Here is a 26942-nt window from a genome sequence, read left to right on the forward strand (position 1 = left end):
GCCCCGATAGTGGTAAATGACCTTGCCTCGCCTTCGCCTGGACGGCTCAGATGGTAATCCGAAATGTGCTCCTGGCCTGCGGCGTCGTGATGTCATACGCGACACAACTCACCCTACCGCTATTGCACGCCGGTTACGGCGAAACATTCCTCGTGCTTTGGATACTGCTCTCGATTGGACGTATCCTGGGCGGCGGCCGCATGGAAGCCTCATCCGTCTTCGCCATGCTGGCGAGCTTTTGGGCGCTTATGGCATTTGCTCTGAGCATGGGCGCCGTCGTTGGATATCTGAGCACCGTCCTGTACTTGTCCCCGTTGCTGCACGACCTGGCAGCCTACCTTTTGCTGGCAAGCGTCACCTGCCTGGCCGCCGCTGAGCCCGATGCCGGTCGCCATCTTCGCGATTGTGCATGGTGGATTGTTGCGATCGCCAATGTTGGCCTTGCTATTCAAGTGGGACTTGGCTGGGGGTGGATCAGCCAGTCCGGCGTCAATCCTTGGTACTGGGATCGCTTCTGCGGCTGGTCCGACAATCCAAACCAGCTTGCGCTTTACTGCGCGGTCTTTGGACCTCTGGCTCTGCATCTTGCAACGACCTCCGACAGCCGCTGGGGAAGGCTCTTGGGGCTGTGCGCCTTGATCCTGCCTTTCTATGTCGGCAGGCTGACGAAGAGTGATACCTATCTATATACTACGATCGTGACGGGTCTGATGTTCCTGGGATTGCGGGCGCGGACCTGGCTCAAGACCGGCGATGGAAATGCAAGTCTTTCCCGCCAAATCGGCCTTTTGTTCATTATCGGCTTACTGCCGCTGGCAATAGCAATGAGTCCCTATATCCTCACCGGGTTCGACAGCGCCGAAGCGTTCGCCAAGAGCCTTACGAAGGACAAGGGCGGTCAAGCAACCGAGGATACTGTCGAGCTTCGCCTTTATCTCTGGGCTGAAGCAGTGGACAAGGGCCTAAGATCGGGATCGCTGGGGTTGGGTCCAGGTCCGCACATGGAACGCCCCCCTGTCGGCGATCAGCAATTTCTGCCCCGCCCGTTCGAAGCGCACAACACATTTCTTGATCTGTACAGTCAAGGCGGGTTTGTTGCAGTTCTGGCGCTGGTGTGGATCATCATTTCCTCCGCCGTATCCGCTTGGCGCGCGAAATTCGACGCCCTGCTAGCGCTTTTGGGTTCGATCGTCATCTTCAGCATCCCGCATTTGATCATACGCCATCCGATCGTGTGGTTTGTCCTGATGATTTGCCTCTTTGCAGAGAGTTCACGAACTACAGCAGCAACGCGAATCTCGAGCGATCGCTTCTATGTCGGGAAGCGCGCTCGCTTCGGGGTTGAGCGTTAGTACATTGGCCGGGAAAGGAATAGCAGATGGACGCCGATAGACGAGAGGAAGAAAATACCTCGTTCGATCTCAGGCTATTGGACTGGCTGGTATGTCCAATGACCAGGGGCTTGCTTGCCTGGCATTCAGACAACGATGAAGTCATATCGAAAGCCGCGGGACTTGCCTTCCCGATCCGCGACGGCGTTCCGATCATGCTGAGATCGGAGGCGCGAGCGATCACCTGAAGGGCGGTCAACCCCAGTGCCCCGAGCCGAAGAACTTAGACCGCAATCCAACGGGAGCACATGAAAGGCCGCGGGATAGATCGGTGGGCCTCTCGTGCTTGGGTAACCAAGCAGTGTGGACCATTTTATACGGTGCGTAGGTATCTGACCTTCGGCACACCGGCTCGTTGCCAGAACACGGCTTGTTTCATTCGAACAGACGAGGACAGTAGGCGGGCCTCCTCCTAGCGTTGGCTTCTCGTCCTGCGGGCAAAAAAGATGAAGCCGAGGCTGTGAAAGAAGACTCCAAAAGCCAGCAACATTGCGCGACCGAGATGCCGCGCATGTTCCCGAAGGGCGGCATGAAACCTCACCTGGTTTGCGTCGGAGGTGAGGATCACCTCCTGAGAATTCCCTTCCTGCTGTCCGTGCGCGAAAGGGGCTTCCGGGTTACGGCTGTGTCGAGCGGTGATGGTGCCGCATTCGCGCCTCACGGCATTCCACATCACCAATTGAGTTTCGACCGGTTTGCCAGCGGCAGCGCAGAGTGGGGCACTTTGCGCGCGGCACGCAAATTGCTGTTGAAAATCCGGCCAGACATTGTTCAGAGTTTCGACACGAAGCCGAATCTCCTGACACCCATTGCGTTACGAGGACAGGTTCCGGTCGTCCGCACCATCAATGGGCTTGGCTGGACATTCTCCTCGCTAGAGCCGAGAGCGTTGGCCCTGCGTCCGATTTTCTGCTGCCTTCAGGGACTGGCCTCATTCTGGACAGCCGCGACCGTCTTCCAAAACCGGGACGACCAGGCTTTCTTCGCGCGTTACCGGCTGGTCGGACGCGGCAAGGGGCGGCTGATCCGCAGTTCTGGAATCGACGCGGATGCGTTTGCGAGGGCGCGGGATCGGGGTCATTCCGCAACGGCCATGCGCGAAGAACTTGGGCTCCAGTCGGCCGAAGTCGTGATCTTTGTGGGCAGACTGACCCGCCAGAAGGGGATCCCGGCTCTCCTCGAAGCGGTACCACACGTCCTGCGCGAGAGGCCGAACGCACGTTTCGTGCTTGTCGGCCCGTGGCAATCGGAAGGCCCGTTTGCCGTCCACAAAGCGGATATCGACCGATACTCTCCTCATGTAATCGCCCTGGGCCCGAGGCCAGATGTTCCAGCGCTCCTCGGCATGGCAGACTTGTTCGCCTTTCCCACCCGGTATCGCGAGGGCGTCCCGCGCGTCCTTCTGGAGGCCGGTTTGGCTGGATTGCCTATCGTGGCCTCGAGGATGCCCGGCTGCAACGACGTGGTCGAACACGGGTGGAACGGCTATCTCGTCCCGCCGCGCGATGTGGCAGCCCTCTCATCCAGAATAATCGAAGTTCTGTCCAATCGCGCCCTCGCAAAAGTCATGGGCGAACGTTCGATCGGATTTGTTCGGGAGCAATTTGCGCTGTCGCACGTCGTCGACCGTTATTGCGATCTGTATCTGAGTGTTCTTGAGGGCCGGACGCACAGCAGTGCTTCACATTCGGCGCCCGCTGTGTTGATGGCGCAGGAAGGAAGCCGACGGTTGGATGAGGCGAGGCAATGACCCGCGAGGCAATATCGGCGCTGACCGTCGCGATGTGTCATGCGACGCAGCCCCCCGGTCCGGGATTGCGAACGGGCGAATTTTTCCTGACGCGCAGGATCGCGCCCTTGACCAGGCGAATTCCAGCCGGGGCGGTTTCGGCGCCCATTCGGGAGCGAGGGCGCTAGCATGTGTGGGATCGCTGGAATTCTCCTGGCACCCAACGCCGCAGATACGAGGTCGCTCAGGGCAATTGGACAGATGACCTCAGCCCTTCGTCATCGCGGGCCTGACGGCGAGGGCTTCTGGATGAGCCGTGAAGCGGGGGTAGCCTTCGGCCACCGGCGACTGGCCATCGTCGACCTGTCCGAAGCGGGTCGCCAGCCAATGCGCTCCGCGAGCGGTCGGTATGTCATCACCTTCAATGGCGAGATATACAATTTTCGCGATCTGCGCCGTGAACTGGAAGGGGCGGGCCATCATTTCCGCGGCGCCAGCGACACGGAGGTCATGCTGTGCGCGATCGAAAGCTGGGGCCTTGATGCAGCCCTCGCGCGCTTCGCTGGCATGTTCGCTTTCGGGCTTTGGGATCAGAAGAACCGAACGCTTCAGCTTGCCCGCGACCGAATGGGCAAGAAGCCACTCTATGTCGCGTTGACACCTGACGCGCTTGTCTTCGCCTCGGAGCTGAAGGCGATCACTTGCTTCCCAGGGTTCACCCCGGAACTCGATGTCGATGCGGCGACGACGATGGTTTCCAAAGGCTGGGTGCCGGATGACCGTTGCATTTGGCAGGGCGTGTTCAAGCTGCCGCCTGGTTCAGTCCTGTCGGTCACTGCGGCGCAATTCGCCAGCGCCCGAGGCACCGGTTCGCTTGCGCATCGCATTCACCCTTGGTGGTCGCTGGCCGATGTCGCCTGCAAGGGACAGCGCGATCCGATAGCCGCCAGCGACGAGGACCTCGCGACCGAGCTCGACAGCCTGCTCCGCCTGGCCGTCAAGGAACGAATGGTTGCAGACGTGCCGCTGGGCGCCTTTCTGTCGGGCGGAATCGACAGCTCGACTGTCGTCGCCCTGATGCAGGCACAGTCCCGAAACCCCGTTCGTACGTTCACCATAGCCTTCGGCGAAGGTGGGTTTGATGAAGCTCCCCATGCGGCCGCGGTGGCTCGGCATCTGGGCACCGATCATACGGAACTTCATCTCTCGCCGGCCGCCGCGCTTGAGGTCATTCCGGAGTTGCCCCGGATTTGGGACGAGCCGTTTGCCGATGAATCGCAGATACCGACGCTGCTGGTGTCGCGCCTCGCGCGGCAACACGTAACGGTGGCGCTTTCAGGAGATGGTGGCGACGAGTGCTTCGCAGGCTATTCTCGACACTTCCTGGCAACCCGCCTCACAAAGCAGCATGAGCTACCATTGTCCTTTCGCCGGCTGTTGGCATCGGGGGCTGGGTTGCTGGCCCAAGCCTCTCAGAAAGATATCTTCGGCAATCTGCCGCTTTCAGCGAATATGCGGCATGGCTTGCGCGGCGACCGCCTGGCTCGCCTTGCCCGCCTGCTCGCGGCGCGAGATGAGGACGAACTCCTTCTGCAACTGACCAGATCTTCAGCCAACGACCTTGTTCATCGCAAGCCGTCGACAGCAGCGACCGACACCACAAAGCTCGACGGCCTGCTCTCGCGTCTCCTATTCGCCGACATGACAGGCTATCTACCGGGCGACATTTTGGTGAAGCTCGATCGAGCCACCATGGCCAACAGCCTCGAGGGGCGATGCCCGATCCTGGACCATCGCGTCGTTGAATTCGCCTGGCGCTTGCCAGCCCGTGCCAAAGTCCGAAACGGGAAGGGCAAATGGTTGCTTCGCCGACTGCTCGATCGTTATGTACCACGCCGACTGGTCGACCGGCCCAAGCAAGGTTTCGACGTTCCGGTCGGGACTTGGTTGAAAGGGCCCTTGCGCGGCTGGGCAACCGATATCATTGCCACGATCGGCCGCTCCGGGGACGGGGTCATCGACCGTGAGAAGGTTGACGCATGCTGGCGCAATCATCTGCATGGAAGCCAAGATAATTTCCGCGACCTGTGGCCGGTGCTCATGTTTCAGGCGTGGCGCAACGAAGCCATGCGGCCATCGGCGGCCGCCATGCACCCTTCTTACCATATCGAACTGACAGGGGATTGAGATGGAAGGTTCCATAGCCAACCGCGCCCGGCGTCCGCGCGCCAAGCAAATGGAAGTTGGGACACTTGAAACCAATCTGCGCTCGATGCGGCCGCCACGCGAGCCAACGCAATCGTCACCCTTCCACCAGCTTGTAATCATCCTGACGACGCGAAAATGGTTCTTGCTTGCCATGGCCCTTTTGGGCGGCATCCTGGCCGGACTGGCAGGCTTCACCCGCCCGGTGCTGTTCGAGGCAACGACGCAGGTCATTATCGACGCCCCGAGCAGCAGTGCTTCGGGCGGCATGGCAATCGCCCAGGACTCGCTGGAATCGAGCATCGATGATCATCTGACGATGCTCTCCTCAGAAGGCCACCTGCGTCGGATTCTGGCAGCACTGCGCAAGGCCCAAACAGTCGACGGTACCGGAAAGAGCGGCGTCAGCGCCGTCCCGCCCGCGGCTGGCTCGTTCCTCAGCGATCTCCTGAGCAGGGCCTGGAGACAGGGTAAGACAGTTGCGGAAAGTCCGGACGCAGCGGACGCGCCCGAGCTGAAGGCGCTCCGCAACGGAATGAGGGTCGGACAAGAGCTGCGATCGCGCGTCATCACCATCGGCTTCACCGATCCAAGTCCCGCGCGTGCGGCACTTGTCGCGAACACGTTTGCCCAGGTCTACATTCAAGATCTCATACAAAAGAGCCGCGCATCGGATCAGGTTCATCTGGATTCGATAGTCGCCAGCCTTCCGCAAGTACAAAGGGATCTGGTCGAATCGACGGATCGGCTGGAAACATACCGGCTCACGCATGGCGCCGTCGATCAGACTGGGGCCAACAACGCAGCCAGTGAGACTGCGGAGCTCGGCCGGCAGATCTTCTTGTCGAAAGCCAGTCTTTCCGCGTCGGAATCGCGCCTTCGCCGTATCGAGGACCTGCGTAAGGCGGGCGCCCCCGTCACGGCCATCGCTGAAGAAATCGGATCGCCCGTGTTGACGGACCTGGTGACACGCCAGTCGGGTGCCGCCGCCGACGGCGATCTGCGCAACGCGATCACCCTCGAAATCGAGCAAAGCATTGCCCGCATCGCTGCCGAGGCAAATGTCTACCGCTCGCAGGCTGCGGCTCTCGAGGGCCGCAAAGCGATGCTCGACGCGGCCGTGGCCGACACGGCGAACCAACTTTCCGGGCTGCGAGCCCTTGAGCCGCGGGTTGCCATCGTGACGCAGCATTACAACGAACTCCTGAGCCGGCAGCAGGACCTGACACGGCGCATCGCCGCTCCTTCGCCAGGCGTGGCGATCCTTTCGACTGCCTGGCCGCCGTCGAATCCCATCACTTTGCCGCCAATTTTCCTCATTCCCCCCAGCATGATCGTGTTTAGTGTGATGGGGGCGGTTTTCGTTCTAGTCCGAAACGCCTTCAATCAGACCTTGCGCAGTGAAGCCGAGGCCGAAGCCGAGCTTGGGATCCCGTGCATAGGACTGCTTCCCAGGGTTTCGGGACTTCATGCGAAAAAGCTGCGGCATCTGGTTTTGAGCCAGCAGAACTTGCCGTTCAGCCGGGCCGTGACATCGCTGCTCGTCACCGCGGCGCCGACTCAGGGCAAGGGGCAGCCGCCGCACATCATTCTCGTGACGTCCAGCATCCAGGACGATGCCAAGACCGAGTTGGCATGGAGCCTGGCGCTGGCGGCAACGCGGTTGGGAGGAAGAGTGCTTTTCCTCGATCTCGATCGCAAGGATGTACGGCTCACGAACGGGTTTCGTGGTGAATTCAGCACCGACAAGGCCCGGAACTCCTTCGGCGACTATGTGAATGGACGTTGCGTGCTGAAGGATGCCATCACGAGGATGCCGGAAATCGGTATCGACCTCATGGCCGCTCCAGCACCTTCCGATGATCTCCTGACGCTTCTGTCCACCGTCGACAAATGCCAGTTCACTGAGGAACTGCGTTCGGCCTACGACGTGGTCATCATGAACGGTCCGCTGGGCCTCGGGGGGCCTGAAACCAGGCTGCTTAAGCGCTGGGCCGATTCGGTGCTTTTTGCCGTTCGCTGGGCAAGGACGAGGCGCAGCATTGCCCGTGGTGCTCTGGATGCAATAGGCGCCGGTGGATCCGCCACCGTTCCAGTAGGGAGTGTGCTCACCCGGGTGAACCTGAAGAGGCTGGCCGGCTCCAGTCTCGGAGACAACGCCGATCTTCTGTTGGAGAGGGTCTGATGGCGCGTTGCGATGTTCAAAAAAATATCCCAGGGAGCGTCGGCATTCCTGGCGGCTAGTTCGGTCGCGCTGCGACACGCCCAGCATGATGCGGCCACCCTGGAATTACAGGCTGGCCGCACCTTTCAGAGCTGGAATCCGATACCATGGAGGGCTGGAACGATGTTTTCTTCGTGATTCCCGGCCCTATTATGGTGCATACGTCCCGGCTGTTGTTCGCAAAGCCCGGGGGCGCGCGTCTCTTCATTTCCCGCCGGATCGCGCGAATTGTCCCGCTATATTGAGCGCTCACCTCGCTCTACGTTGCGGTAGCGGTGGTCGCCCCCAACTTTCTCAACCAGAGCTACGTCGACCTCAGGTTTGTAGTCGAATCGTACTTATTCATTCCGGCCAGTCGCCCTGGCGGCGTCGTTCAGCCGGTCTACGAGTTGGGTTGGACGCTCAATTATGAGATGCTCTTTTATGTGCTGTTCACGGCGACGATCGTGCTGCCCATGCGGTGGGTAGTTACGGTCCTGCTCACGATCCTGGTTGGGATGGTGCTCTCGGGCGCGCTTGCGGCTCCTTTGCCAGAAGCGCCTTTTGGGGGTCGGGCACAGTACAGGACGGCAGCTTGGGCCCCTTCCAGTGCCGGCGTATCCCAAGACAGATTGAAGGCGAGCCGCGACCCTGTCACACCAAGGAAATGGCGGCGTTGTGCTCACTATGCCGTTGCCGGAAGGCCAGCTGGTCGCACCTGCCCCACAGGGCGTGCATGGAATTCCCGATACCATTCCACGAAACGTTGCACGCCGTCCTCCAGTGTTGTCGCCGGTGCGAAGCCAACGGCGCGGCGGAGGTCCCTGACATCGGCGCGGGTTTCCAGGACGTCACCTGGCGGTAAAGGTACGTTGACGCGAACGGCGCGGCGACCAAGGGCCGTCTCGATGAGCGCGATCAGATGGTTGATTTCTTCCGGCCGATCATTGCCAATATTGTAGAGCCTATATGGCGCCGAACTGGTGGCAGGATCGGCAGCGCGACCGTCCCAACCGGGATCCTGACACGGTGGTTTGGCGAGCACGCGAACAACCCCCTCTACGATGTCGTCGATATAGGTGAAATCCCGCCATACGCGCCCGGCGTTGGCGACTTCGATCGTTCGGCCCTCGGCGATGGCATGGGTGAAAGTATAGACTGCCATGTCGGGCCTGCCCCAGGGACCATAGACGGTGAAGAAGCGCAGTCCGGTCACGGGCAAGCCGAACAGATGGCTGTAGGAATGCGCCATGCATTCGTTGGCGGCCTTGGTGGCGGCGTAGAAGCTCACCGGATGATTGGCACCATGATGCTCGGAAAAGGGTATGCGTCGATTGGCGCCATATACGGAGCTCGACGAGGCATAAACGAGATGGCTGACGCCGGCGTGTCGGCAGCCCTCCAGAACGTTGAGAAACGCGACTATGTTTGACTCCACATAGGCATGCGGGTCCACGAGCGAATGACGTACCCCGGCCTGGGCGGCCAGATGCACGAAGTGCGATGGCTGGAATTCGCAGAACAGCGCTTTCACCAGCGACCGGTCCGCCAGGTCGAAGCGCATCGGCGTGAACCTCGGCTCGGCGCAGAGCCGTGTAAATCGCGCCTCCTTCAGCTTCAGGTCGTAGTAAGGCGTGAAGTTGTCGACGCCGATGACCTCGGCGCCGAGCCGCAAAAGGCGTGACGCAACATGAAATCCGATGAACCCAGCGGCGCCCGTGACGATGATCGGCCCCGTGTGCGTAAGGTTCGACGCAGCACCATCCTGCAGCGCGTGAACGATATCCGCCAGCTTGTTGACCTTCGAATCTGCTTCGGCCATGGCAAGTCACTCCCGTTTCCAGGTTCCGGGTTCCGCGCTATCTCGGCAGCGCCTGAACGATCGGAAATGGCGCCGCCGGCCTTGTGATCTACGCGACAGCGCGCTCAATGCGGGCCGCCGCTGTCTGAATCAAAGCGGATGCAGACAGCAGTCGATTTCTCATGGCAAAACCGAAATGCGCCCCAAAAGAGCCACTAGTTCCGCCTGACGCCTCGTGTCGGTCTTGGCGAACAGCGAGGCGAGCTGAGAGCGGATAGTCGTGCGACTGAGATGCCAGCTGCGGGCGATCTCCAGGGGCGCGTCGCCATGGGCCAGGCGTAGCGCCAACTGCGTTTCCGCGCTGGTCAAACCGAACATCCTTTGCAACGTGCGAGGGTTGGCCGCCGATTTGTTATCCCGGTCCAGCAATGCGACGACGGTTGTCCCGTCCGGTGTAACGACCCCCGTCTCGTTCATGGTCACCGGCCTGTCGCCTCTGCTGTGGATCACTACCCATGAGAGTGAGCCCGGCTGGAGGTGGACCGGAACATTCGCGACCAGCCGCCTCAACCCGGCAGCAAGCTCGACGGCTGTATCAGTTGCTTCGCCCTGGCGTGCGAGGGTGTCCCGAGCGGCAGCGTTCCATTCTATTACTTTCTTGTCTCGGTCCAGGACGAGATAGCCGCAACCCATACGATCAAGCATGCCGGTGATGGATTCCAGGCTGCGTCGTCGAGATCCGCCGACCCTTGCGTCCGGTCGGTCCACAAGGCTTATCGGCCTTTCGTGGCGGGTATCGTTCAATACAATGTATTGCCTGCCTGCAAGCGCATCGTTTCGCGTTTCAATCAGTGTCATCGCTTCCACCCAACCCATTGCTACTGACGCAAATCAAATCTGATGAAGTTGCTGCTTCAACTTGAATTCCCACATACTGCGAGAAATCTGCGAATGGTTTTTCCGCAGCGTCTCCTGGATATATCTTTCTGAAGAGCGCTCCTGACACCATGATTTTATTCGCCGGCAAAGTCATGGCAATCGGGCATTGGGATTAGGTGCCACCCCTTCGGCCTAGTCTCGACGGACTAGACCGAAAGTTGTAGTCTTTGCGCATGGGTTCGGACCTGCGCTGGCTCAAATCGAATGTGTCGAGCACTACGTGGGCTCGTCTAGCTTCGCTTTTGGTGTTTGCAGCATCGATAGCATTCGAGGCGATAAGTACGGTATATGGCGGCCAGCCGTTGCCGCTTGTTGCGTTTATCCCCATAACCGTTGTCATCGTGTATCTTGAGGGCCGTTTTGTTGCCATCGCAGCAACGCTTCTGATGGCGGTCGCCGGCTTGTGGATGCGACACCTGTTGGACGGTCACCTCACTGGTCGAGACTGGACCGGGGCCGTCTTCCTTCTGGGTTCGGGTAGCCTGATCGCAGCTGTGTTCCACCGCCTGCGACAAGCGCTCAGGGTGGCAGAAGCGAGGCTCGGTGCCATCGACGCTGCCGCCTTGGGCTTTGCTAATACCAATCGCCATGGCGAACTGCTGCAGTCGAACAGACGGCTTTTGGAGATGACCGGCTACGCGCACAAGGAACTTGCCCAACTGGAGCTTGAGGAACTCATTTTCCGCGACGATCGAGGTACTGTGCGGAAACTTTTGCAAGATTTGGGCAATGGGACCGCGTCGGGGACGGATATCCGCGTTTTGCGCAAGGATGGCACGGCATTTTGGGCTCACCTGGCCCTGTCTTCGTCGCGGCCGGACGAGGCGCCAAATGAGAGCGTATTCGTGGTGGTTGACGATATTTCCGAGCGACAAGCGGCACGCGAGGCCCTTCGGGCTCAGAAGGAATGGCTCGATCTCGCCGTATCTGCCGGGCGCCTGGGCACATGGCAAATAGACATTGAGGATGGGACAGTCGCCGGCTCCGGCAAGTTCTGGGACATTCTTGGTCTGCCTCCGGCCCCAGTCCGCCGCTTGGAAGAACTCTCGGCCGTAATCCATCCCGTCGACTGGCCGAAGTTGTCCGCCTCGGCGAAGCCTTCATCGGCATTGAACTTTGACGTCGAGATTCGCGTCCGGCAAGTGGATGGTCACACACGCTGGATTGCATTGCGTGGACGGCAGGAAGAGCACGGCGACCGCAAAATGCGCGTCGGGGTGGCGGCGGATCTGACCGAACGTCGACAAACAACTTTGCTTCGCGCCGCCGTAAAGAGACGCGAGCGCATAATGCGCGAAGAGCGCCATCGGTTCAGCAATGTGTTTCCAGTGATCAGAGCTCTGGTCAACATGATCGATATCCCCGACAATGACGTTGCCAAATACAAGGAGATGTTGATCGATTGGATTCGAACGCTGGAGGCGACCCATCGCATCCTTTCTCGTCACGCCAACCTGTCAGGGATGCTCCATGAGCTCGTGGACCGGGAATTGCAGCCCTTCAAGGAGACACGCGACATAACGATCAGTGGACCTTCCCTCACTGTGCCAAGCGGCGCCGCCGAGGGCTTGGCGATGATCCTTCACGAGTTGACGACAAACTCGGTGAAACATGGTGCGCTGGGTGACCCGAATGGCAAGGTCGAAGTTAAGTGGCGATTTGCATCCGAGGACGAAGGTGACGACCTCGTGTTCGATTGGGTGGAATCGGGCCGACGGAAGAGTTCAAAAGTCGTACGCCGCGGGTTCGGGTCACTGATAATCGGTGTGGACAGCACGCCGCTTGTCGGTCATTCCCCGAATATGGAAATATCGGAAGATGGCCTTCGATATTCGCTGCGTGTATCGCGCAAAGAAATTGAGGAATTTGGATTGCAATAGAGCCCCTCCAAGTCGAAGCCGACCAATTAACCGATGGTGTGGGCCCTTTGCTGCGATTTCCTGCAAGCAAACTCGGGCCGGTTCGAGGGGCATGCGTCAACTCGCCTGTCTCGTAAGCCAGCTTTGGAGCAACACAGCTGCTTCGGTACGGTTTCTAACCCCAAGCTCACGCAGCACGGCTGCGGCATGGATTTTCGTTGTCGCCTCGGCAATGTCCAGATTGCGGGCAATCTCCTTATTCGAGTACCCCTCTGCCATCAGCTTGAGGACGTCCTTCTGTCTAGACGTCAGCCTAGCGACGTCGCCCGAGCCCTCGTGCCGGCGGCTGGGATTTTGAACCGGAGGTGGGGGGGCATGCGATCTCTGGTCGGCAGACGTTCGAGATAGGAGAGATGGCACATAGATCCGGCCAGCGAGGATTTCGTTTACAGCCAGCACGACTTCTTCGTCGCTCTGCGATTTGACGATATACCCGTGAAGTCCGATCGAAAGCGCGGTCAGTATCTCCGAGCGGGAATCATCCCCGGAAACGATCGCAAAGCGAGTGTCAGGATAGGCAGCCATAAAGTCGCTGAGCACTTCCTGATGGAACAGCCCAGGCATGTTCAGATCGAGGATCGCAAGATCGATGGACGCCTGCTCCTCTAGAAGATTGACCGCGGCATCGAAACACGAAGCTTCGAATATTTCGGCGCTTGGAATTCCAGCCATGAGTGCCAGCCGGAGACCACGCCGATATAAGCCGTGATCGTCGGCAATGACGATCCGAGCCATGCAACTACCCCAACGCGTTACTCGGTTCCCGACGAGAAAACCCGCTGGAACCTCCCATTCGCCTATGATCGACAATCCGTGGTGGTCCTAAAATGGCGGCCATCCACTGGTCAACGCATCACAGTGATGTCCGCAGCGTCCCATCCACGCACATCCAGAACGTCTAATATAATACTAAATTGCGAAGCTCATCCATAGATTTTTAACCCTGGCGTGCGGTGCCCGTCGGCAAAACGATGCCGGTTTCCCATTTCTGGGTCCAAAGCCAGCTGTTCAGGACCATCGTAATCATGTGGCATCTGTTATGTCGCCACCCGCTGTCGCCGGACCTGTAGGCCGGTCCGGCCCTGGCGGATCGCAGCTTTCTTGAAAGCAACTGCTTTCGTTTTTATCGGCGTCATGATCAGTGCCCAATCGCGCTTCTATCGGCTGTTGATCTCGTGGCATCTAATACCTTGAACGTTTTGAATCCCTACCATTCGAATGCACGACGACAGCCGCCCCGGCTGTCACATACCTTTTCGCATATGATGTTCGGATTGCCGCCGAGGTTTGGCCGGATTTGAGGGTGTGCCCTGGCCGGACAATGGAACACCGATCCCGAACAAAGCCAACTGCAGATCAGGAGGATCGAATGAAAGCGGTGATTCAATGTGGTGGGATGGGTACGCGCCTTCGACCGTTTACATCGGTCCTGCCGAAACCATTAATGCCGATAGGGGCCAGGCCTGTTCTTGAGTTGCTTTTGAAGTGGCTGCGGCGCAACGGCATTGAAGAGGTATATATTACGACAGGGTATCTAGGACATTTGATCCGGAGCGTCTGCGGCGACGGATCGCAATGGAACTTGAAGATCAAATATACCCAGGAAATGGAGCCACTCGGCACCGTCGGACCTCTCTCTCTGATTAGGGATGAACTGAACGAAACATTTGTCGTTCTGAACGGCGATGTCCTCACAGATCTAAGCCTGAGCCGGTTTGTAGCCGCGCACCGCTTGCATAGGGATCCCGTTACGATCGCCACGGCGTGCCGTCATATCAAGATGGACTTCGGGGTCATCGACGAGATCGACAATACCGTCCAGCTCTTCCGGGAAAAGCCGACGCTTTCCCATCTCGTCAGCATGGGGATTTACTGCATGAACCCAGATGTCCTGCGGTTCATTCCGTCCGGGATCCCATTTGGGTTCGATGACCTGATGCTGCAGATGATGCAGGGCGGCACGACCGTGCATGTTTACAAGCATGACGGTCTTTGGCTCGACATCGGTCGTGTCGATGACTTCCAGAATGCACAGGCAATTGCCTGGGAAGATCAGTCGTCCTCAATCGAGGTCGCGGCTGCCGCTGCAGCCGCATGAAAGTCTGATGCAGAGGTCTAGCCAGTAACAAGGCTTTCAGGAGGTCAAGATGCTCTTGGTGAGCGCCCCGATCCTAGGCGTGCCAGAGAAGGCAGCCCTGTCGCAGGTGATTGATAGCGGCTGGCTTACGATGGGGGACAGGGTACGAGAGTTCGAACTGGCCTTTGCCAGCATGCATGGCGCGCGAGATTGCGTTGCGGTTGGTTCCTGCACCGCAGCGCTCCATCTTCTCCTTCACGCTTTGGGCATCGGCCCTGGCGACGAAGTACTGGTTCCTTCGCTGACGTTCGTGGCGACGGCGAATGCGGTGCTGTATGTAGGGGCGACGCCGGTCTTCGTCGATATCGAGTCCGTCGACGTGCCGTTGATCTCGGTTGCGGAAGCCGAAGCGCGGTGCACGACGCGCACGAAAGCGGTCATTCTCGTTCACTTCGCCGGGTATCTCGCCGATCGGGAACAATGGCAGCGGTTCGCCCGGCTTCGCGGGCTGCATATCATCGAGGACGCTGCGCACGCGCCCGGGCTTAGGGAAGTCGGGACCTTCGGCGCCGCGGCCGCGTTCAGCTTCTATGGCAACAAGAACATGACAACGGCCGAAGGGGGCGCCGTGATTGCACGTGACCCCGATCTGCTCGACAGGGTTCGCCTGGCCCGCGGGCACGGAATGACCACGGGGACGCATCAGCGGCTGAACAGTCGTACGCCGCAATATGATGTCACGATGCTTGGATTCAACTACCGAATGGACGAGATGCGAGCGGCAATAGGCCTGGTTCAGCTGCAGAACCTGCAAGAGTGGAACGAAATCAGGCGTATCATAGCTGTCTTGTACCGACGCCTGATCGCGGACCGTTGCCCAGCTATTGTCATTCCATTTAGCGAACCCCGGACGTCGGCTTACCACATCATGCCGATCGTCCTGCCGCGCTACGCGAGCCGGCAGGATGTCATCGACGAGTTGCGGACACAGGGCATACAAACCACCATCCACTACCCGCCGGTGCACCAAATGACGTTTTACCGCGAGCGCCTTCCCGGCGTGAGTTTGCCCCACACAGAGGATTTCGCTCAGCGAGAGCTCACAATTCCGCTGCACCCCCAGGTCACTTCCGCCGCCGCCGAATCAGTCGTGGCTGCCCTGGCAGCCGCGCTCAAAACAGGCGCGCTCAAAGCAGGCGCCCAAAGAGGAACTGCTGCATGAATGCGTTAGACCCTGCCTTTCACCGGATGTTCGTTCCAAATCCTGATCACGGCTTTGCGAGACGCGCAATCGATCTTGCGGTGGCGGGCATCGCTACCGTCGCATTGGCGCCATTGATGCTGCTGATCGCCGGAGCGCTTCTGCTCGAGGGCGGTGGCTCGATCTTGTTCGCTCAGACCCGCATCGGGGCCGGCGGCCGAACCTTTCGCATGTACAAATTTCGCAAATTCGGTGTGAACTGCGGCTCTCAAGGCCTTGCGCTGACGGTCGTGGGCGATACACGCATGACCACCGTTGGCCGCTTTCTCGCAGCGACGAAGCTGGACGAACTACCGCAGCTGTGGAATGTCCTCAAAGGCGAAATGGCGATCGTCGGTCCACGACCCGAGAGCCTGGCTTTCGCCGATTGTTTCCGGGGCGAGCTTAGGGCCGTGCTGCAATACAAGCCAGGCCTGCTGGGTCCAGCCCAGGTCGTTTTTCGGCACGAAGCACATTACTTCCCCCAATCCGTGGATCCGATCGTGTTCTACCGGGAGGTCATGTTCCCCGCCAAGGCAACACTGGACCTCTCGTATTATCCGCGACGCACCATCGTCTCCGACCTCGCGTGGATGGTGCGGGGAGTGCTGGCAGTGGTCGGTTGGGTTCCGGTACCGCCGATCGACGTTTGAATATCCAAGGGAAGCGTTCCAAACAGCCATGGGAATGCGCAGTGATGAGCTACAATGGAAAGAAAGTCCTGGTGACCGGCGCGGACGGATTCATCGGTTCGCATGTCACGGAGGCGCTTGTTCGCAACGGGGCAGATGTCACAGCCCTTGCCCTTTACAATTCCTTTGACAGCCATGGATGGCTAGACGATCTGCCGGACACCATCCGCAGCCAGTTGAGGCTCGTCCGTGGTGACGTCCGCGACAGTGCGTTCCTTAACCGGATCATGCGCGGCCAAGCCGCGGTTTTTCATCTGGCGGCGCTTATTGCGATTCCATACTCCTACGCCGCTGCCCAGTCCTATGTGGAAACCAACATCCTGGGCACGGTGAATGTCCTCGAAGCGGCGCGCCTATGGGAGACGGAGCGGGTGATCCATACCTCGACGAGCGAGGTCTATGGAACTGCCCAAACCATGCCGATCGGCGAAACACACCCCCTGCAGGGACAGTCACCATATTCGGCATCCAAAATCGGCGCCGACATGATGGCGGAGTCCTACGCCAGGTCGTTCGATGTCCCTGTGGTCATCATGCGACCCTTCAACACGTATGGCCCGCGCCAGAGTGAGCGCGCCATCGTGCCGACCATTATCCGGCAAGTCCTCGACCCGAAATGTCCTGCGATCATGGTCGGGGATACCAGCCCGATCCGCGACCTGACCTATGTCGAAGACACCGCGACAGCGTTCCTGACCGCAGGTCTCGCCCAGCTCGAGTTCGGCCACGCCTACAACGCTGGCAGCCAACGCGCTGCGACCGTCTCGGACGTATTGGCCATTGTTCTTGAGTTGACCGATTGCAAAAAGCCGGTCCGTCGTGATGAAAGCCGCCTGAGGCCGCAAAATTCCGAAGTTCGCGCCTTGCTCGCCGATTCCTCGCGCTTTGAACGTGAGACTGGATGGCGGACACAGACCAGCCTGCGCGATGGGCTGGAGCGAACAATCACGTGGTGGCGCGAGCGCCTTAGTGAAGGCCGGGTACGGCGCGAAGTGGGTTACATGACATGACCCTGGGCGGCCGTCATGCGTTGGCGCTGTTGCTGGCTGCCGGTGCCATATCTCCCAACATCTATGTTGCCGGCGGCCGTCAAAGCAAGGCAGCGGAGGTGGCGGCCACAGCGGTCGTGAACAACCTGCCGGGCTATGTGCGCCAAACAAGGGATCCTTGGTCTGGCATGGTTTTCGCACGGATCACCAGACCGGGCGTTCTCGGCCGGGCGGGTGTATGCGGGAAGAAGTACTGCACCCACCGTTACTCAAGCGCACAGGCTTGGAATGCCGACCAGAGCCTGCTCCTGATCGCCAATGGCTGCGGTGGCCTGTGCTTTCTCGACGGACAAACCTACTTGCCTTTGTTCCACCGCAACCGCGCGACCGAATGCGAATGGCATCCCACTGATCCCGAGTTGATGATCTGCGTCGGGGGCCGGCAGATTGCGACATGGGCCCCACGTACCGATCATGAGGACGTCGTGTTCGCCTCCGGAGCGTACTCCAACCTCAAATTTGGACCCAACAAAGGCAATCCGAGCCGCGACGGCAGCCGGATTGCGGTGCGTGCAACGAACAATGACGGCCGAGCGGTGGTTTTTGGCTACGATCTCAAGCAACGGCGGAAATTCCCGGATATCGATCTTGCCGAATTCCCGGGAACGACCGGCTCCTGCTCGATCTCACCTCTCGGAATCAACATAGTGTGTTCCCAGCAATTACCGGACGGAATCGAAGCGAGTTTCGTCTTCTCCATCGACGGCATATTGGGCCAGAAGTGGATGGAGCACCATCGACCGGGCCATGGCGACATGACGGTCGATTCCGACGGAAGCGAAATCTATGTCGGGATCAGCAAATCGGATCCTGACAAATATCAGGTGATCAAGCGCCGCTTGGCTGATGGCAAGGCTACCTCGCTGATGAAATATGGCGAGGCCATGCATGCGTCACTCAGGTCGCTCGGCAGGCCCGGCTGGGTGTTTCTGAGTTATGGCGGCACGCCAGCCGAACTATCGCAGCACCCGGATTGGGCGCCTTACGCTCAGCAAGTCATTGCGCTGCGTCTAGACGGCAGTGGAGAGGTCCGCCGTGTCGCAGACACGCACAACGCGCCCTTCGACTACTGGAGCGAGACGCATGCCTCTCCGTCTCCAGACGGCACCCAGGTGGTCTGGTCCAGCAACTGGGGCGTGCCCGGTGGCCCGGTATACGATTTCGTTACTCGTGTTGAATGGCCTTTGAAGCCGGTGTTCGACCGGAAGGAGATTGTCGCAAATGACCTTCAGTAGACGATACGTTCTTGGCGCAGTCGTGATGATGTCGCTAACCTCGATGGCTTGCGCAGGCGAGGTCGAGCCCTATCAACTCTCACCTGGCGATACGGTCGAGATAGGAATAGCGCCGATCCCTGATCGGACGCAGCGCGCCGTAGTCCAGATGGACGGCAATATTGCCCTTCCGGAGGCGGGGATGATCATGGTCGCAGGCCTGACGGCGTCTCAATTGCAAAGGCGCATGCAAGAGCTCTTGCCAAGCAAGATTTTTCACGTGCGTCTGACTGACGGGCGGGAGCAGACAGTTACTGTCGAGCCCGACGATGTCACAGCAATCATAGCGGACTATCGCCCGATCTATGTAACGGGCGATGTGCTCACCCCAGGACAACAGGCCTACCGTCCGCTCATGACTGTACGGCAGGCGCTGGCCGTTTCCGGCGGCTTCAGTCTTTTGCGATCACGGGCAGGCCAGGCCGGGCCTGATCCGGTTGATCTCAAGCGCGATTACGAAATGCTCTGGGGAGATTACACGAAAGAATACCTTCACGCCGCCCGCATTCGCGCCGAGCTTCAGGGCCAGGCGGATTTCGACAAGAAGACACCACAGGGATCACCTCTTTCGCCGAGCGTTGTAGCCGCGATGGCACAGGCTGAAGCAGAGGCGCTGAAGGTTGCGCTGAGTGATTTCCGGCAGGAACAGGATTTTCTGGAGAAGGGCCGGACGGATGCTGCCGAGCAAATTGACGTTTTGCAGAAACGCGAACGAGTCGAGGGCGAGAGCGTGAAGGCGGATGAGCAAGATTTGGCGCGAGTGACGAAGGCATTCGATGCAGGCAATCTGACCAACACCCGGCTCGCGGATGTCAGGCGCGCGTTGCTTTTATCTTCAAGCGGCGCGCTTCAAACCTCGGTCGAACTGATGAGGGCGCGGCGCCAGCAGGAGGACTTTGTCAGACAGCACGAACGCAACGACAATCAAAGGAGGATTGGCCTGCTGACGGATCTGAAGGACACCAACGCCCGGCTGGCGGATGTCACCGCCAGGCTCCATGCCGCCAGCGAGAAGCTGCAGCCGACCGGAGCATCCACACAGCCATTGCCGATTGCCGGCGAAACGGTACGGGCCCAGGTGACCATCGTGCGCAAGATCGGCAATGAATGGCGCAAGCTGTTGGTTGACGAAGATGCGATTGTGCTGCCGGGGGATACTCTCGAAGCCAGATTCAGCAGTGAACTGCAAAGTGTGGCAGTCCAATAGGGCGTCAGCGCAGTCCGTGCGGAGCTTACTGTTCTATCGGGGGGGCGAACCCAACTGAACGGAGATCCAAGGTGAGGCGCATTTTCAACCAGGGAGCGACCCCGACACCCTCAACGAACGCGGATCAGATGACGCAGTCTGCAAGTTATGCTTCCCATATGCCGTCAGCGCGAATTGTGCGGTCCAGGTCGCGCGCCGGTGAGTCCGGAAATTGGCATGAATTTACGTCCAGCAAGGAGAGCAATGCGCAGGGCGGCTGGGTGTCGGACGGCTACAGGACCAGCCATTGCGCGCCCGGCTACGGCCTACATTACAACAAAACGCACAGTTCCGGCTATTATGGCGCGCTTTGGGAGAACATCGAAAAGCCCCTGATCCTCGATGTTCTTCGCCCCTTGAGCGGAGCGAGCCGAAACTGCCTCGATTTCGCATGCGGAACAGGTCGCATCGCCGAGGTAGCCGCCGGCCTCTTCAGCGAGGTGGTTGGCGCCGACGTTTCCAGAACTATGCTCGACAGCGCTCAAGTACCGCCCAATGTGAGTTTGCGTCACGTCGACGTGACAAGGGAGCAGTTGGGTATGACGTTCGATGTGGTAACTGCATTTCGTTTTTTCCTGAACGCAGAGGATGAACTGAAATGGCATGCACTGAAAGCGATCAATGAGCACCTGAAAGATGGCGGGCGGCTTGTGTGCAACGTTCACATGAATGCGACGTCGCCCGTCGGCCTGGCGTGCCGGCTGCTCAATCGAGTGTCTGGACGCACAATTCGCCACACGCTGAGCGCAGCGAGGTTCAAGGCCCTCCTGACTGCCTCGGGATTCACCGTCGAGCAGACGATACCGTACGGTTACCTGCCTCGGCCGGGAAACCTGTTGCCAGGGTTCTGTGAAATGATGATGCAGCCTGTCGAGCAGGCCTGCAGAAGGCTTTGCGTTCCTGGCCAGTTGGCGCAACACTTCCTGGTTGTTGCGAGGAAGCGCTAAAGCGCGAAAATGCCCCGAAAAAGGGCAGGGGGTGGTTTTCTTGGGCCGCTCCGCCCGGCATGAAGCCCCGCCCAAATACCATGGAACGGCAGTTTTCCCCCGATTTAACATGTGGGTTCCGGGTTTCTGAGGGCAGCGCCACGATTTTGCTACATTTTGACTAAAGTCCAAGCATGTTAGTGGGGCGTAATATTAGAAGGCTAAGGGGATACGCTCCTGAACAGCAAGAGATTGTCGGTGCCCAGTGGGGCCAGTGAGCTTGCGCAACGATCTCTCACGGGAGGTCGAAACCTATGAACCCTGGTGGAAGGAGTTCGTCGGATTTGCGAGGCGCAATGCTTGGGACCGTGCCTGGCCTGGTAGGCGTCGGCATCTTCTCGGCAGTCATAAACCTTCTCGCCCTGACCGGCTCGGTCTATATGCTGCAAATTTACGATCGCGTTTTACCTTCGCAGAGCGTTCCGACGCTTGTCGGGTTCACCATCGGAATGCTGGGTCTTTACGCTGTCTACGGGCTGCTGGATTTCGTGCGGCTGCGCCTGCTGGTTCGAGTGGGCAATCGTGTCCATAGGAATTTGAAGCAGAGGGTGTTCGGCCTCTCGCTGTCCTTGCCGCTCATTGGCGGGCAGGATGCGAACCGGATACAGCCCCTCCGTGATCTCGATCAGCTACGCGGCTTCCTTTCCGGAATGGGGCCGACTGTTATATTCGACGCTCCGTGGATTCCATTTTACCTGCTGATCATCTATTTCCTGCATCCTGCGCTCGGTCTGTTGTCCACAAGCGGTGCGATCATTGTCGTGCTGCTCACGGTCATGGCGGAAGTTCTTGGCCGCACATCGGTGACACGCGCGTCCGAGACGCTGGTGTCGCAACGCAATCTCGCCGAATCCGGACGCCGCAACGCGGAGGTCGTACGTGCGATGGGCCTTTCCGCACGGCTTGCCCACCGCTGGGGCGAGATCAATAACGCATATCTGAGGCACCAAGAGAGGCTTTCCGACGTCGTCGGCGCCACCGGGGCACTCTCTAGGGCACTGCGTTTGGCCTTGCAGTCCTGCGTTCTTGGACTGGGTGCCTACCTGGTGATAGGAGGCGAAGCCTCGCCAGGCGTGATCATCGCATCCTCCATCTTGCTGGGTCGCTCATTGGCTCCTGTTGACGCCGCTATCGCGAACTGGCGAGGCTTCGCCGCGTTCCGGCAAAGCTATTCGCAACTGGCAACGGCCCTGGCCGCTTTTCCTGACCGGGACGAACATATGGAACTTCCGCGCCCCCAAGCGGAGCTTGCGGTCGAGGACCTGACCATAGCGCCACCGGGCCAGCAAAAACCGACGGTAGCCAATGTCAGCTTCCGCCTGGCTGCAGGGACGGGAATGGCCGTTGTCGGCCCGAGCGGTTCTGGCAAAAGCACGCTTGTGCGCGCGCTGGTGGGCGTCTGGCAGCCACTTCGCGGCACGGTGAGGCTGGACGACGCCTCGCTTGACCAATGGGACCAAGAACGTCTTGGCGCACATATTGGCTACCTGCCCCAGGACGTCGAACTGTTTGATGGAACGGTTGCCGATAACATTTCGCGATTTGGCGGGAAGGGCGACGCCAAGGGCGTGCTGGCAGCTGCCAAGGCAGCGGGCGTCGACAAAATGATCCTGCGATTGCCGAACGGTTTTCAAACTCGCATGGGCGAGGGAGGAACAGCGTTGTCGGCTGGACAGCGGCAACTCGTAGGGCTTGCCAGGGCACTTTACGGCGATCCGTTTCTCGTCGTTCTGGACGAGCCGAATTCAAATCTGGACGTCGATGGCGATACCGCCTTGGCCGGCGCGATCCTGGCAGTGCGCAAACGTGGAGGCATCGTCATCGTAGTTGCGCACCGTCCTTCTGCCCTTACCAACATCGACAGGGTACTCGTAATGTCCAATGGGATGCTTCACGCCTTCGGCTCACGCGAGGAGGTCCTGGCCAACGTCATCCGCCCCTTTGCTGCGCCTGTTGAACGCCCGGCAGCGGCCGTCGCGATGCACAAAGGGGTGAGCGGTCACGCATGAGGAATATTTTTTTGTCTGAGGCGACGATGGCTCCATCGGCCCCGATCGGCAATGGGAGCCGGCGCAACGCGATGATTTCGGGCACGCGCGATGGAATCGGGGCCAACCTGATCCTGGGTGCGGCGGTCACGGTTATGTTGCTTGCCGGCGGCGGGCTCTGGCTCGGACTGACCAAGATTGCTGGCGCGGTAATTGCGCCGGCGACCGTGGTGATCGAGAGCAACATAAAGAAGGTCCAGCATCTGACGGGCGGCACGATAGGGGGCATCTTCGCGCAAGATGGGGATCATGTACGGGCCGGCGATGTGATGGCACGATTGGACGACACGCTGACACGGGCCAATCTGCAGATAATTAGCAAGGATCTTGATCGGGCAACGGTTCGGCTTGTGCGGCTGGAGGCAGAGCGGCAAGGCCTGTCGGAGATGCAGCTTCCGTTCAGCCTTCAAGCGCGAATGGGCGAGCCGGAGCTGGCTGCGCTGGTGAACGGTGAGCGCACGCTGTTCGACAGCCGCGCTACGGCCCTCAAGGGGCAGAAGGCACAGTTGCAAAGCCGCTCAAAGCAACTCGAACGCCAAGTTGAGGGCCTCAAGGCGCAACAGACCGCGGAAGAACAATCCGTGGTCCTGCTGGATGGCGATCTTGTCGATGTACAGGCGCTTTTTACAAAGAAACTGGTGTCCAAAGAGCGACTTAGCAACATCAGACTGGATGCCACCCGGGCGCACGGAGAATCAGGGCGCCTCGCGGCGGCAGTTGCCGAGGCGCAGGCCCGGATCAGCGAGACCGAATTGCAGATTCTTCAGCTCGATGAACAAAGGCGTAGTGACGTGACGAGCGAACTTCGTGAAACGGAAGCCAAGCAAACCGAACTCAGCGAGCGCAAGGTTGTGGCACAGGACGAACTGGCCAAAACCACCATCCGCGCTCCGCAATCGGGAACGGTACAGGAATCTTCCATTCACACGATCGGCGGCGTGATTGCCGCGGGCGAGGTTATCATGATGATTGTCCCTGACACCGGCAACCTTGTGGTCGACGCGCTGATTGCGCCGTCGCGCATAGATGACGTTCGTCCAGGTCAGCGGGTCTCGATCCGGTTTCCGGCTTTCGACGCCGGCACTACGCCTGCCTGCCAAGGGTCTGTCAAGCGCATCTCGGCGGACCTGATAAAAGATCAACAGCGCCAGCTTTCTTATTTCTCGGCGCGCATCAATGTCGAAGACAAGTCCACCTGTCTGACCGATGCCAAAGTGCTCAAACCCGGTATGCCAGCGGAGGTTCACATAAGTACGGACGAACACAGCGTCTGGTCTTATCTGCTGAAGCCGCTTACCGACCAGATGTCGAGGGCTTTCCGGGAATGACATGGCGGCTGTGAGCGGCGTGCTTGCTGACATATTAGGGTAGGCGACGTGATGCCACAGGGGTGACGCCTGCGGCCGACGCGCGAGGCTCGTCCGGGACATTGTCCCGGCTACAAGGATGCCCCAACAGGATTTTCCTGGCCGCCTCACCAAGTCCTGCCCGACAACAGCGTTAGTGTCCTGTCATCTTTTGCGCAACAAACAGCGCATACCGTTCCACGATCATCGACATGGGCAATTGCCTCACGAGGAGAGGTTCTTTGCTCCTACAACGCGGCGAGGGCCCTGCGGCGGCCACGGCGTGCGGCATGCACCGTTCGGTCTGCAGTCACCGCTACATTTGCCACGTCAGATGTATGCGGCAAGGCGTTCGCGCTTCCGTGCGACCTCTTGTAGGGCAGCAATTCCCTGACCCGAGCATTGACCGAGGCAATTTCGACCCGCAAGTCCTCGCATTCCTGCCGTCTCACATCGAGTTCAATCTGATCGGACGCCTGCTGCATGGACAGTTGTGCAAAATCTGCGGCGATCTTGGAAAGGTTCACCTTGTTGGTTTCGGCCTCCTCGGTGAGTGCGGCCAACCTTTCGTCGGTCACCTGTTTTTCCGCCAGGGCGTCGCTCCATTGTAGCTGGAGCCTGGCGATCTCGGCCGCGGCCTCGGTGTTTGCGATTGAGGCGAGTTCGAAGCGCGATTGGAGACTTTGAATTTCTGAGCGCAATCCTCGGTTCTCAGCCTGGCAGCGTTTAAGCTCGCCATCCATGTCCGCCTGCATAATCCTGGCTGCTTCGGTCACCTCCCATAGCTTCGCCTGCGCAACCTCGAGTGAGGTGTGCAATTTGATTGCCTCTTTTTCGCTCTTGCCGAGCGCACTCAGCATTTCGGAATTTCGCGCAGCTTCGTTGGCATGGATCGTCGAGAAGGCATCCAGCCTATGCCGTGCCTCTTCCTCCCGCTTCATGGCCTTTTCCAGGTCAATAGACAGGCTCACATTCTTTTCACGCAGCTGTTTGTTCTCTCGGGAGCGCCTGTCGGCCTCGACATTTGCGGCGGCAAGCATGTTCGTGAGGTCGCCAAATTCCGCTTCGTTCTTTGTGGTGGTGTTCGCCGCTTCGACCAGCTCCAGCCTTGCCGCGGCCAACGCGCCACGGAGCACTTCACACTCCTGAACAAGGCTTGCCTGGCGCTGCTGCAATGTCTCGATGGTGCCTTGACGCTCACAGTACCGTCTGTTCAGGTCATTGAGTGTTTCCGACAAGTTCCTTTGATCTGCGATCAGATTTTGATTCGCCAGCTCCAGTTCGTTCGCACGGAGAATGTCCGCGTGAAGGATGTGAAAAAACTCGAACGTCAGTTGACATGTGCCTGTAATTTCGGAGATTTTTGCGTTGATCTCCTCGAAATGGAGCTTGGCATCGTGGAACAAGCCGTTGAACGAGCTCACGGCAGCAATTCGGCTCTGCGTGTGTGAGGTCAGCCGATGCGCTGGTATCGGCGAGCTATCATCGTCGTCGCCGGCACTGCCCTCACTCCGTACGCTGTCATCCTGTTCGTTGTTGTCGCCTGACATGCTTGGCACGTCGGCGACATCCTCCAAATCGAGGCACTGGTCGACAGCGTTAGCCAAGTCAGCTTCGAGATCGTCGAACGACCTCTCCACATTGTCCTCGGCGCGTCTGATCAAATCCCTGAACTTCATGACTTCATCCCCTGCAGCCGCATGCCCGGAACCATTGAGGCACGAGGACTGAGATGCTTTTGTATCGAGAGCTCAACTCAGCGTCTTCGTTCAATCAAACGATGCCAGGGCGCCGGCGCCGCGAGGAGCCGAGAGCTGCGATTGGAAGGCCCTACATCGGTCTAGGTGCCTGCTGACTTATTCTTGAGGACTGCGCGGCTCCCCTTCTTGCCATCGTCTTGGCGTCAATGGTGTGTTGCCTGGGCACATTAACGCTCAGGTGCGGAAGCCCCGACGAACGGCCCGGCACAGCCTCTTGTGGGGCGCATCAGGCGGCCGGGCCTAACCGGCGGTTGAGTGTTTTGGTTTGCCGGCTGACTCACCATGCGACATTGGCGAGGCAAGCGCATCATTCGAACGAATTGGGGACCGGCCGCCTGGCCGCTCAATCACACTAAGCTTCCGTTGCCGGAGCTGGCGACGAGGTGCTTTGCCTCGAGCCTTGGTATCTACATACGAAGCGGCAATACGCGACGATGGAGCAGTGGTCCGACCCGTCAAACTATCGCTGCAAAATGCGCGGCGGAAGGCATCCGAGGATATTCTCCGTTCAGCGGTAGGAGATCGAACGCGGGCGATCTTGCTGAATTCCCCAAACAATCCCGGCGGATATGTGTTCGGCAAGGAGGATCATTGCCACATTTGCCGAGCGGCACAATCTATGGATCATCAGCGATGAGGTTTACCGCAGCACAGTGTTCGACGGCGAGTTCCTCTCAACAGCATTCCCGGAATGAGAGAGCGGACGATAATTGTGAACAGCCTGTCGAAGTCTCATGCAATGACCGGCTGGAGGCTAGGGTGGACGCTTGGGCCGGTCTCGGCATCAGTTCATCTGGAAAGTCTTGCGCAAGGTAGTGTGCTGAGAGTTCTGCAAATTCGCTGAGAGGGGGCGGTCATGGCAGGCTGGTGATTGTTCACGTCACCTGATTCCCTGGAAGGAACGCCACCATGACCAAGACAGAAGGTAAATCGACCAGCGCTGCCGTCAAAGACATTTTGCTTTCGAACCCGGATGGATTGCACGAAGTGCTCCGTGCGGTGATGCAGGAGGTGCTTGAGGCCGAGATGGACGAGGC

At 59.3% G+C, this 26942-nt stretch carries 21 protein-coding genes; 17 read left to right on the plus strand and 4 right to left on the minus strand.

All coding sequences use genetic code 11. The annotated features are described in order from the left end of the window. Positions 1-50: 50 nt before the first annotated feature. The 5 genes from NKH38_RS29485 to NKH38_RS29505 all read left to right on the plus strand — a co-directional run bounded on the left by NKH38_RS29485 (position 51) and on the right by NKH38_RS29505 (position 7510). Positions 51-1352, plus strand: a complete 1302-nt coding sequence (locus NKH38_RS29485; protein WP_023729575.1) for an O-antigen ligase family protein — start codon at positions 51-53, stop codon at positions 1350-1352. Between the two features lie 26 nt (positions 1353-1378). Next, positions 1379-1579: a Trm112 family protein gene (locus tag NKH38_RS29490; RefSeq protein WP_352764954.1), complete on the plus strand. Its 201-nt coding sequence runs from the start codon at positions 1379-1381 to the stop codon at positions 1577-1579. 272 nt (positions 1580-1851) lie between these two features. Further along, positions 1852-3141 (plus strand): glycosyltransferase family 4 protein, encoded by a 1290-nt coding sequence (locus NKH38_RS29495; protein WP_502896667.1) that lies wholly within the window; start codon positions 1852-1854, stop codon positions 3139-3141. A 168-nt stretch (positions 3142-3309) separates the two neighbouring features. Then, the gene (gene asnB, locus NKH38_RS29500; RefSeq protein WP_352764952.1) at positions 3310-5307 is read left to right on the plus strand and encodes an asparagine synthase (glutamine-hydrolyzing); all 1998 of its coding nucleotides are present in this window, start codon (positions 3310-3312) and stop codon (positions 5305-5307) included. Position 5308: 1 nt separating this feature from the next. Continuing rightward, a complete protein-coding gene (locus tag NKH38_RS29505; protein ID WP_352764950.1) occupies positions 5309-7510 on the plus strand; it encodes a GumC family protein in 2202 nt (733 codons plus the stop codon). Positions 7511-8213: 703 nt separating this feature from the next. Here the strand turns inward: NKH38_RS29505 and NKH38_RS29510 are convergent. Both NKH38_RS29510 and NKH38_RS29515 read right to left on the minus strand, forming a co-directional pair. After that, the gene (locus NKH38_RS29510; RefSeq protein WP_084569891.1) at positions 8214-9350 is read right to left on the minus strand and encodes an NAD-dependent epimerase/dehydratase family protein; all 1137 of its coding nucleotides are present in this window, start codon (positions 9348-9350) and stop codon (positions 8214-8216) included. Between the two features lie 159 nt (positions 9351-9509). Then, positions 9510-10187, minus strand: coding sequence for a helix-turn-helix transcriptional regulator (locus NKH38_RS29515; protein ID WP_023689781.1), 678 nt, complete (start codon positions 10185-10187; stop codon positions 9510-9512). 254 nt (positions 10188-10441) lie between these two features. Here NKH38_RS29515 and NKH38_RS29520 point away from each other — a divergent pair, with 254 nt between their 5' ends. Then, complete coding sequence (locus tag NKH38_RS29520) at positions 10442-12148, plus strand: sensor histidine kinase (protein WP_352764947.1); 1707 nt, start codon at positions 10442-10444, stop codon at positions 12146-12148. Positions 12149-12244: 96 nt separating this feature from the next. Here the strand turns inward: NKH38_RS29520 and NKH38_RS29525 are convergent, their stop codons facing one another. Continuing rightward, a complete protein-coding gene (locus NKH38_RS29525) occupies positions 12245-12922 on the minus strand; it encodes a LuxR C-terminal-related transcriptional regulator (RefSeq protein WP_023670902.1) in 678 nt (225 codons plus the stop codon). A 634-nt stretch (positions 12923-13556) separates the two neighbouring features. Between NKH38_RS29525 and NKH38_RS29530 the strand changes: the two genes are divergently transcribed. From NKH38_RS29530 to NKH38_RS29570, 9 genes are all read left to right on the plus strand, one after another. Next, positions 13557-14285, plus strand: a complete 729-nt coding sequence (locus tag NKH38_RS29530; protein WP_023681041.1) for a nucleotidyltransferase family protein — start codon at positions 13557-13559, stop codon at positions 14283-14285. Positions 14286-14334: 49 nt separating this feature from the next. Further along, positions 14335-15486 carry a DegT/DnrJ/EryC1/StrS family aminotransferase gene (locus tag NKH38_RS29535; protein ID WP_023729566.1) on the plus strand — a complete coding sequence of 384 codons (1152 nt, stop codon included), beginning with the start codon at positions 14335-14337 and terminating at the stop codon, positions 15484-15486. Next, on the plus strand, positions 15483-16157 hold the full coding sequence (locus NKH38_RS29540) for a sugar transferase (RefSeq protein ID WP_023681043.1): 675 nt from the start codon (positions 15483-15485) through the stop codon (positions 16155-16157). Before NKH38_RS29535 ends, NKH38_RS29540 begins: the two co-directional genes overlap by 4 nt. Positions 16158-16201: 44 nt before the next feature. Continuing rightward, the gene (locus NKH38_RS29545; protein WP_023681044.1) at positions 16202-17206 is read left to right on the plus strand and encodes an SDR family NAD(P)-dependent oxidoreductase; all 1005 of its coding nucleotides are present in this window, start codon (positions 16202-16204) and stop codon (positions 17204-17206) included. Beyond that, positions 17203-18480, plus strand: a complete 1278-nt coding sequence (locus tag NKH38_RS29550; protein WP_023729565.1) for a hypothetical protein — start codon at positions 17203-17205, stop codon at positions 18478-18480. Before NKH38_RS29545 ends, NKH38_RS29550 begins: the two co-directional genes overlap by 4 nt. Then, a complete protein-coding gene (locus NKH38_RS29555; RefSeq protein ID WP_023729564.1) occupies positions 18467-19726 on the plus strand; it encodes a polysaccharide biosynthesis/export family protein in 1260 nt (419 codons plus the stop codon). Before NKH38_RS29550 ends, NKH38_RS29555 begins: the two co-directional genes overlap by 14 nt. A gap of 128 nt (positions 19727-19854) precedes the next feature. Then, the gene (locus NKH38_RS29560) at positions 19855-20712 is read left to right on the plus strand and encodes a class I SAM-dependent methyltransferase (protein ID WP_245264483.1); all 858 of its coding nucleotides are present in this window, start codon (positions 19855-19857) and stop codon (positions 20710-20712) included. 335 nt (positions 20713-21047) lie between these two features. Then, entirely contained in the window at positions 21048-22760 is a 1713-nt protein-coding gene (locus NKH38_RS29565) for a type I secretion system permease/ATPase (RefSeq protein WP_352764941.1), read from the plus strand. A gap of 71 nt (positions 22761-22831) precedes the next feature. Then, positions 22832-24127, plus strand: a complete 1296-nt coding sequence (locus NKH38_RS29570; protein ID WP_352764964.1) for an HlyD family type I secretion periplasmic adaptor subunit — start codon at positions 22832-22834, stop codon at positions 24125-24127. A gap of 266 nt (positions 24128-24393) precedes the next feature. Here the strand turns inward: NKH38_RS29570 and NKH38_RS29575 are convergent, their stop codons facing one another. Then, entirely contained in the window at positions 24394-25824 is a 1431-nt protein-coding gene (locus tag NKH38_RS29575; protein ID WP_352764939.1) for a coiled-coil domain-containing protein, read from the minus strand. Positions 25825-26596: 772 nt separating this feature from the next. Here NKH38_RS29575 and NKH38_RS29580 point away from each other — a divergent pair. Together NKH38_RS29580 and NKH38_RS29585 are read left to right on the plus strand one after the other, a co-directional pair. Further along, positions 26597-26749 (plus strand): aminotransferase class I/II-fold pyridoxal phosphate-dependent enzyme, encoded by a 153-nt coding sequence (locus tag NKH38_RS29580; RefSeq protein ID WP_352764937.1) that lies wholly within the window; start codon positions 26597-26599, stop codon positions 26747-26749. A 65-nt stretch (positions 26750-26814) separates the two neighbouring features. Continuing rightward, on the plus strand, positions 26815-26942 hold a 128-nt coding region (locus NKH38_RS29585), incomplete at its 3' end, for a transposase (RefSeq protein WP_502902418.1).

The sequence above is a fragment of the Mesorhizobium sp. M1078 genome (genome assembly GCF_040318615.1).
In the GTDB taxonomy this organism is placed as follows: Bacteria; Pseudomonadota; Alphaproteobacteria; order Rhizobiales; family Rhizobiaceae; genus Mesorhizobium.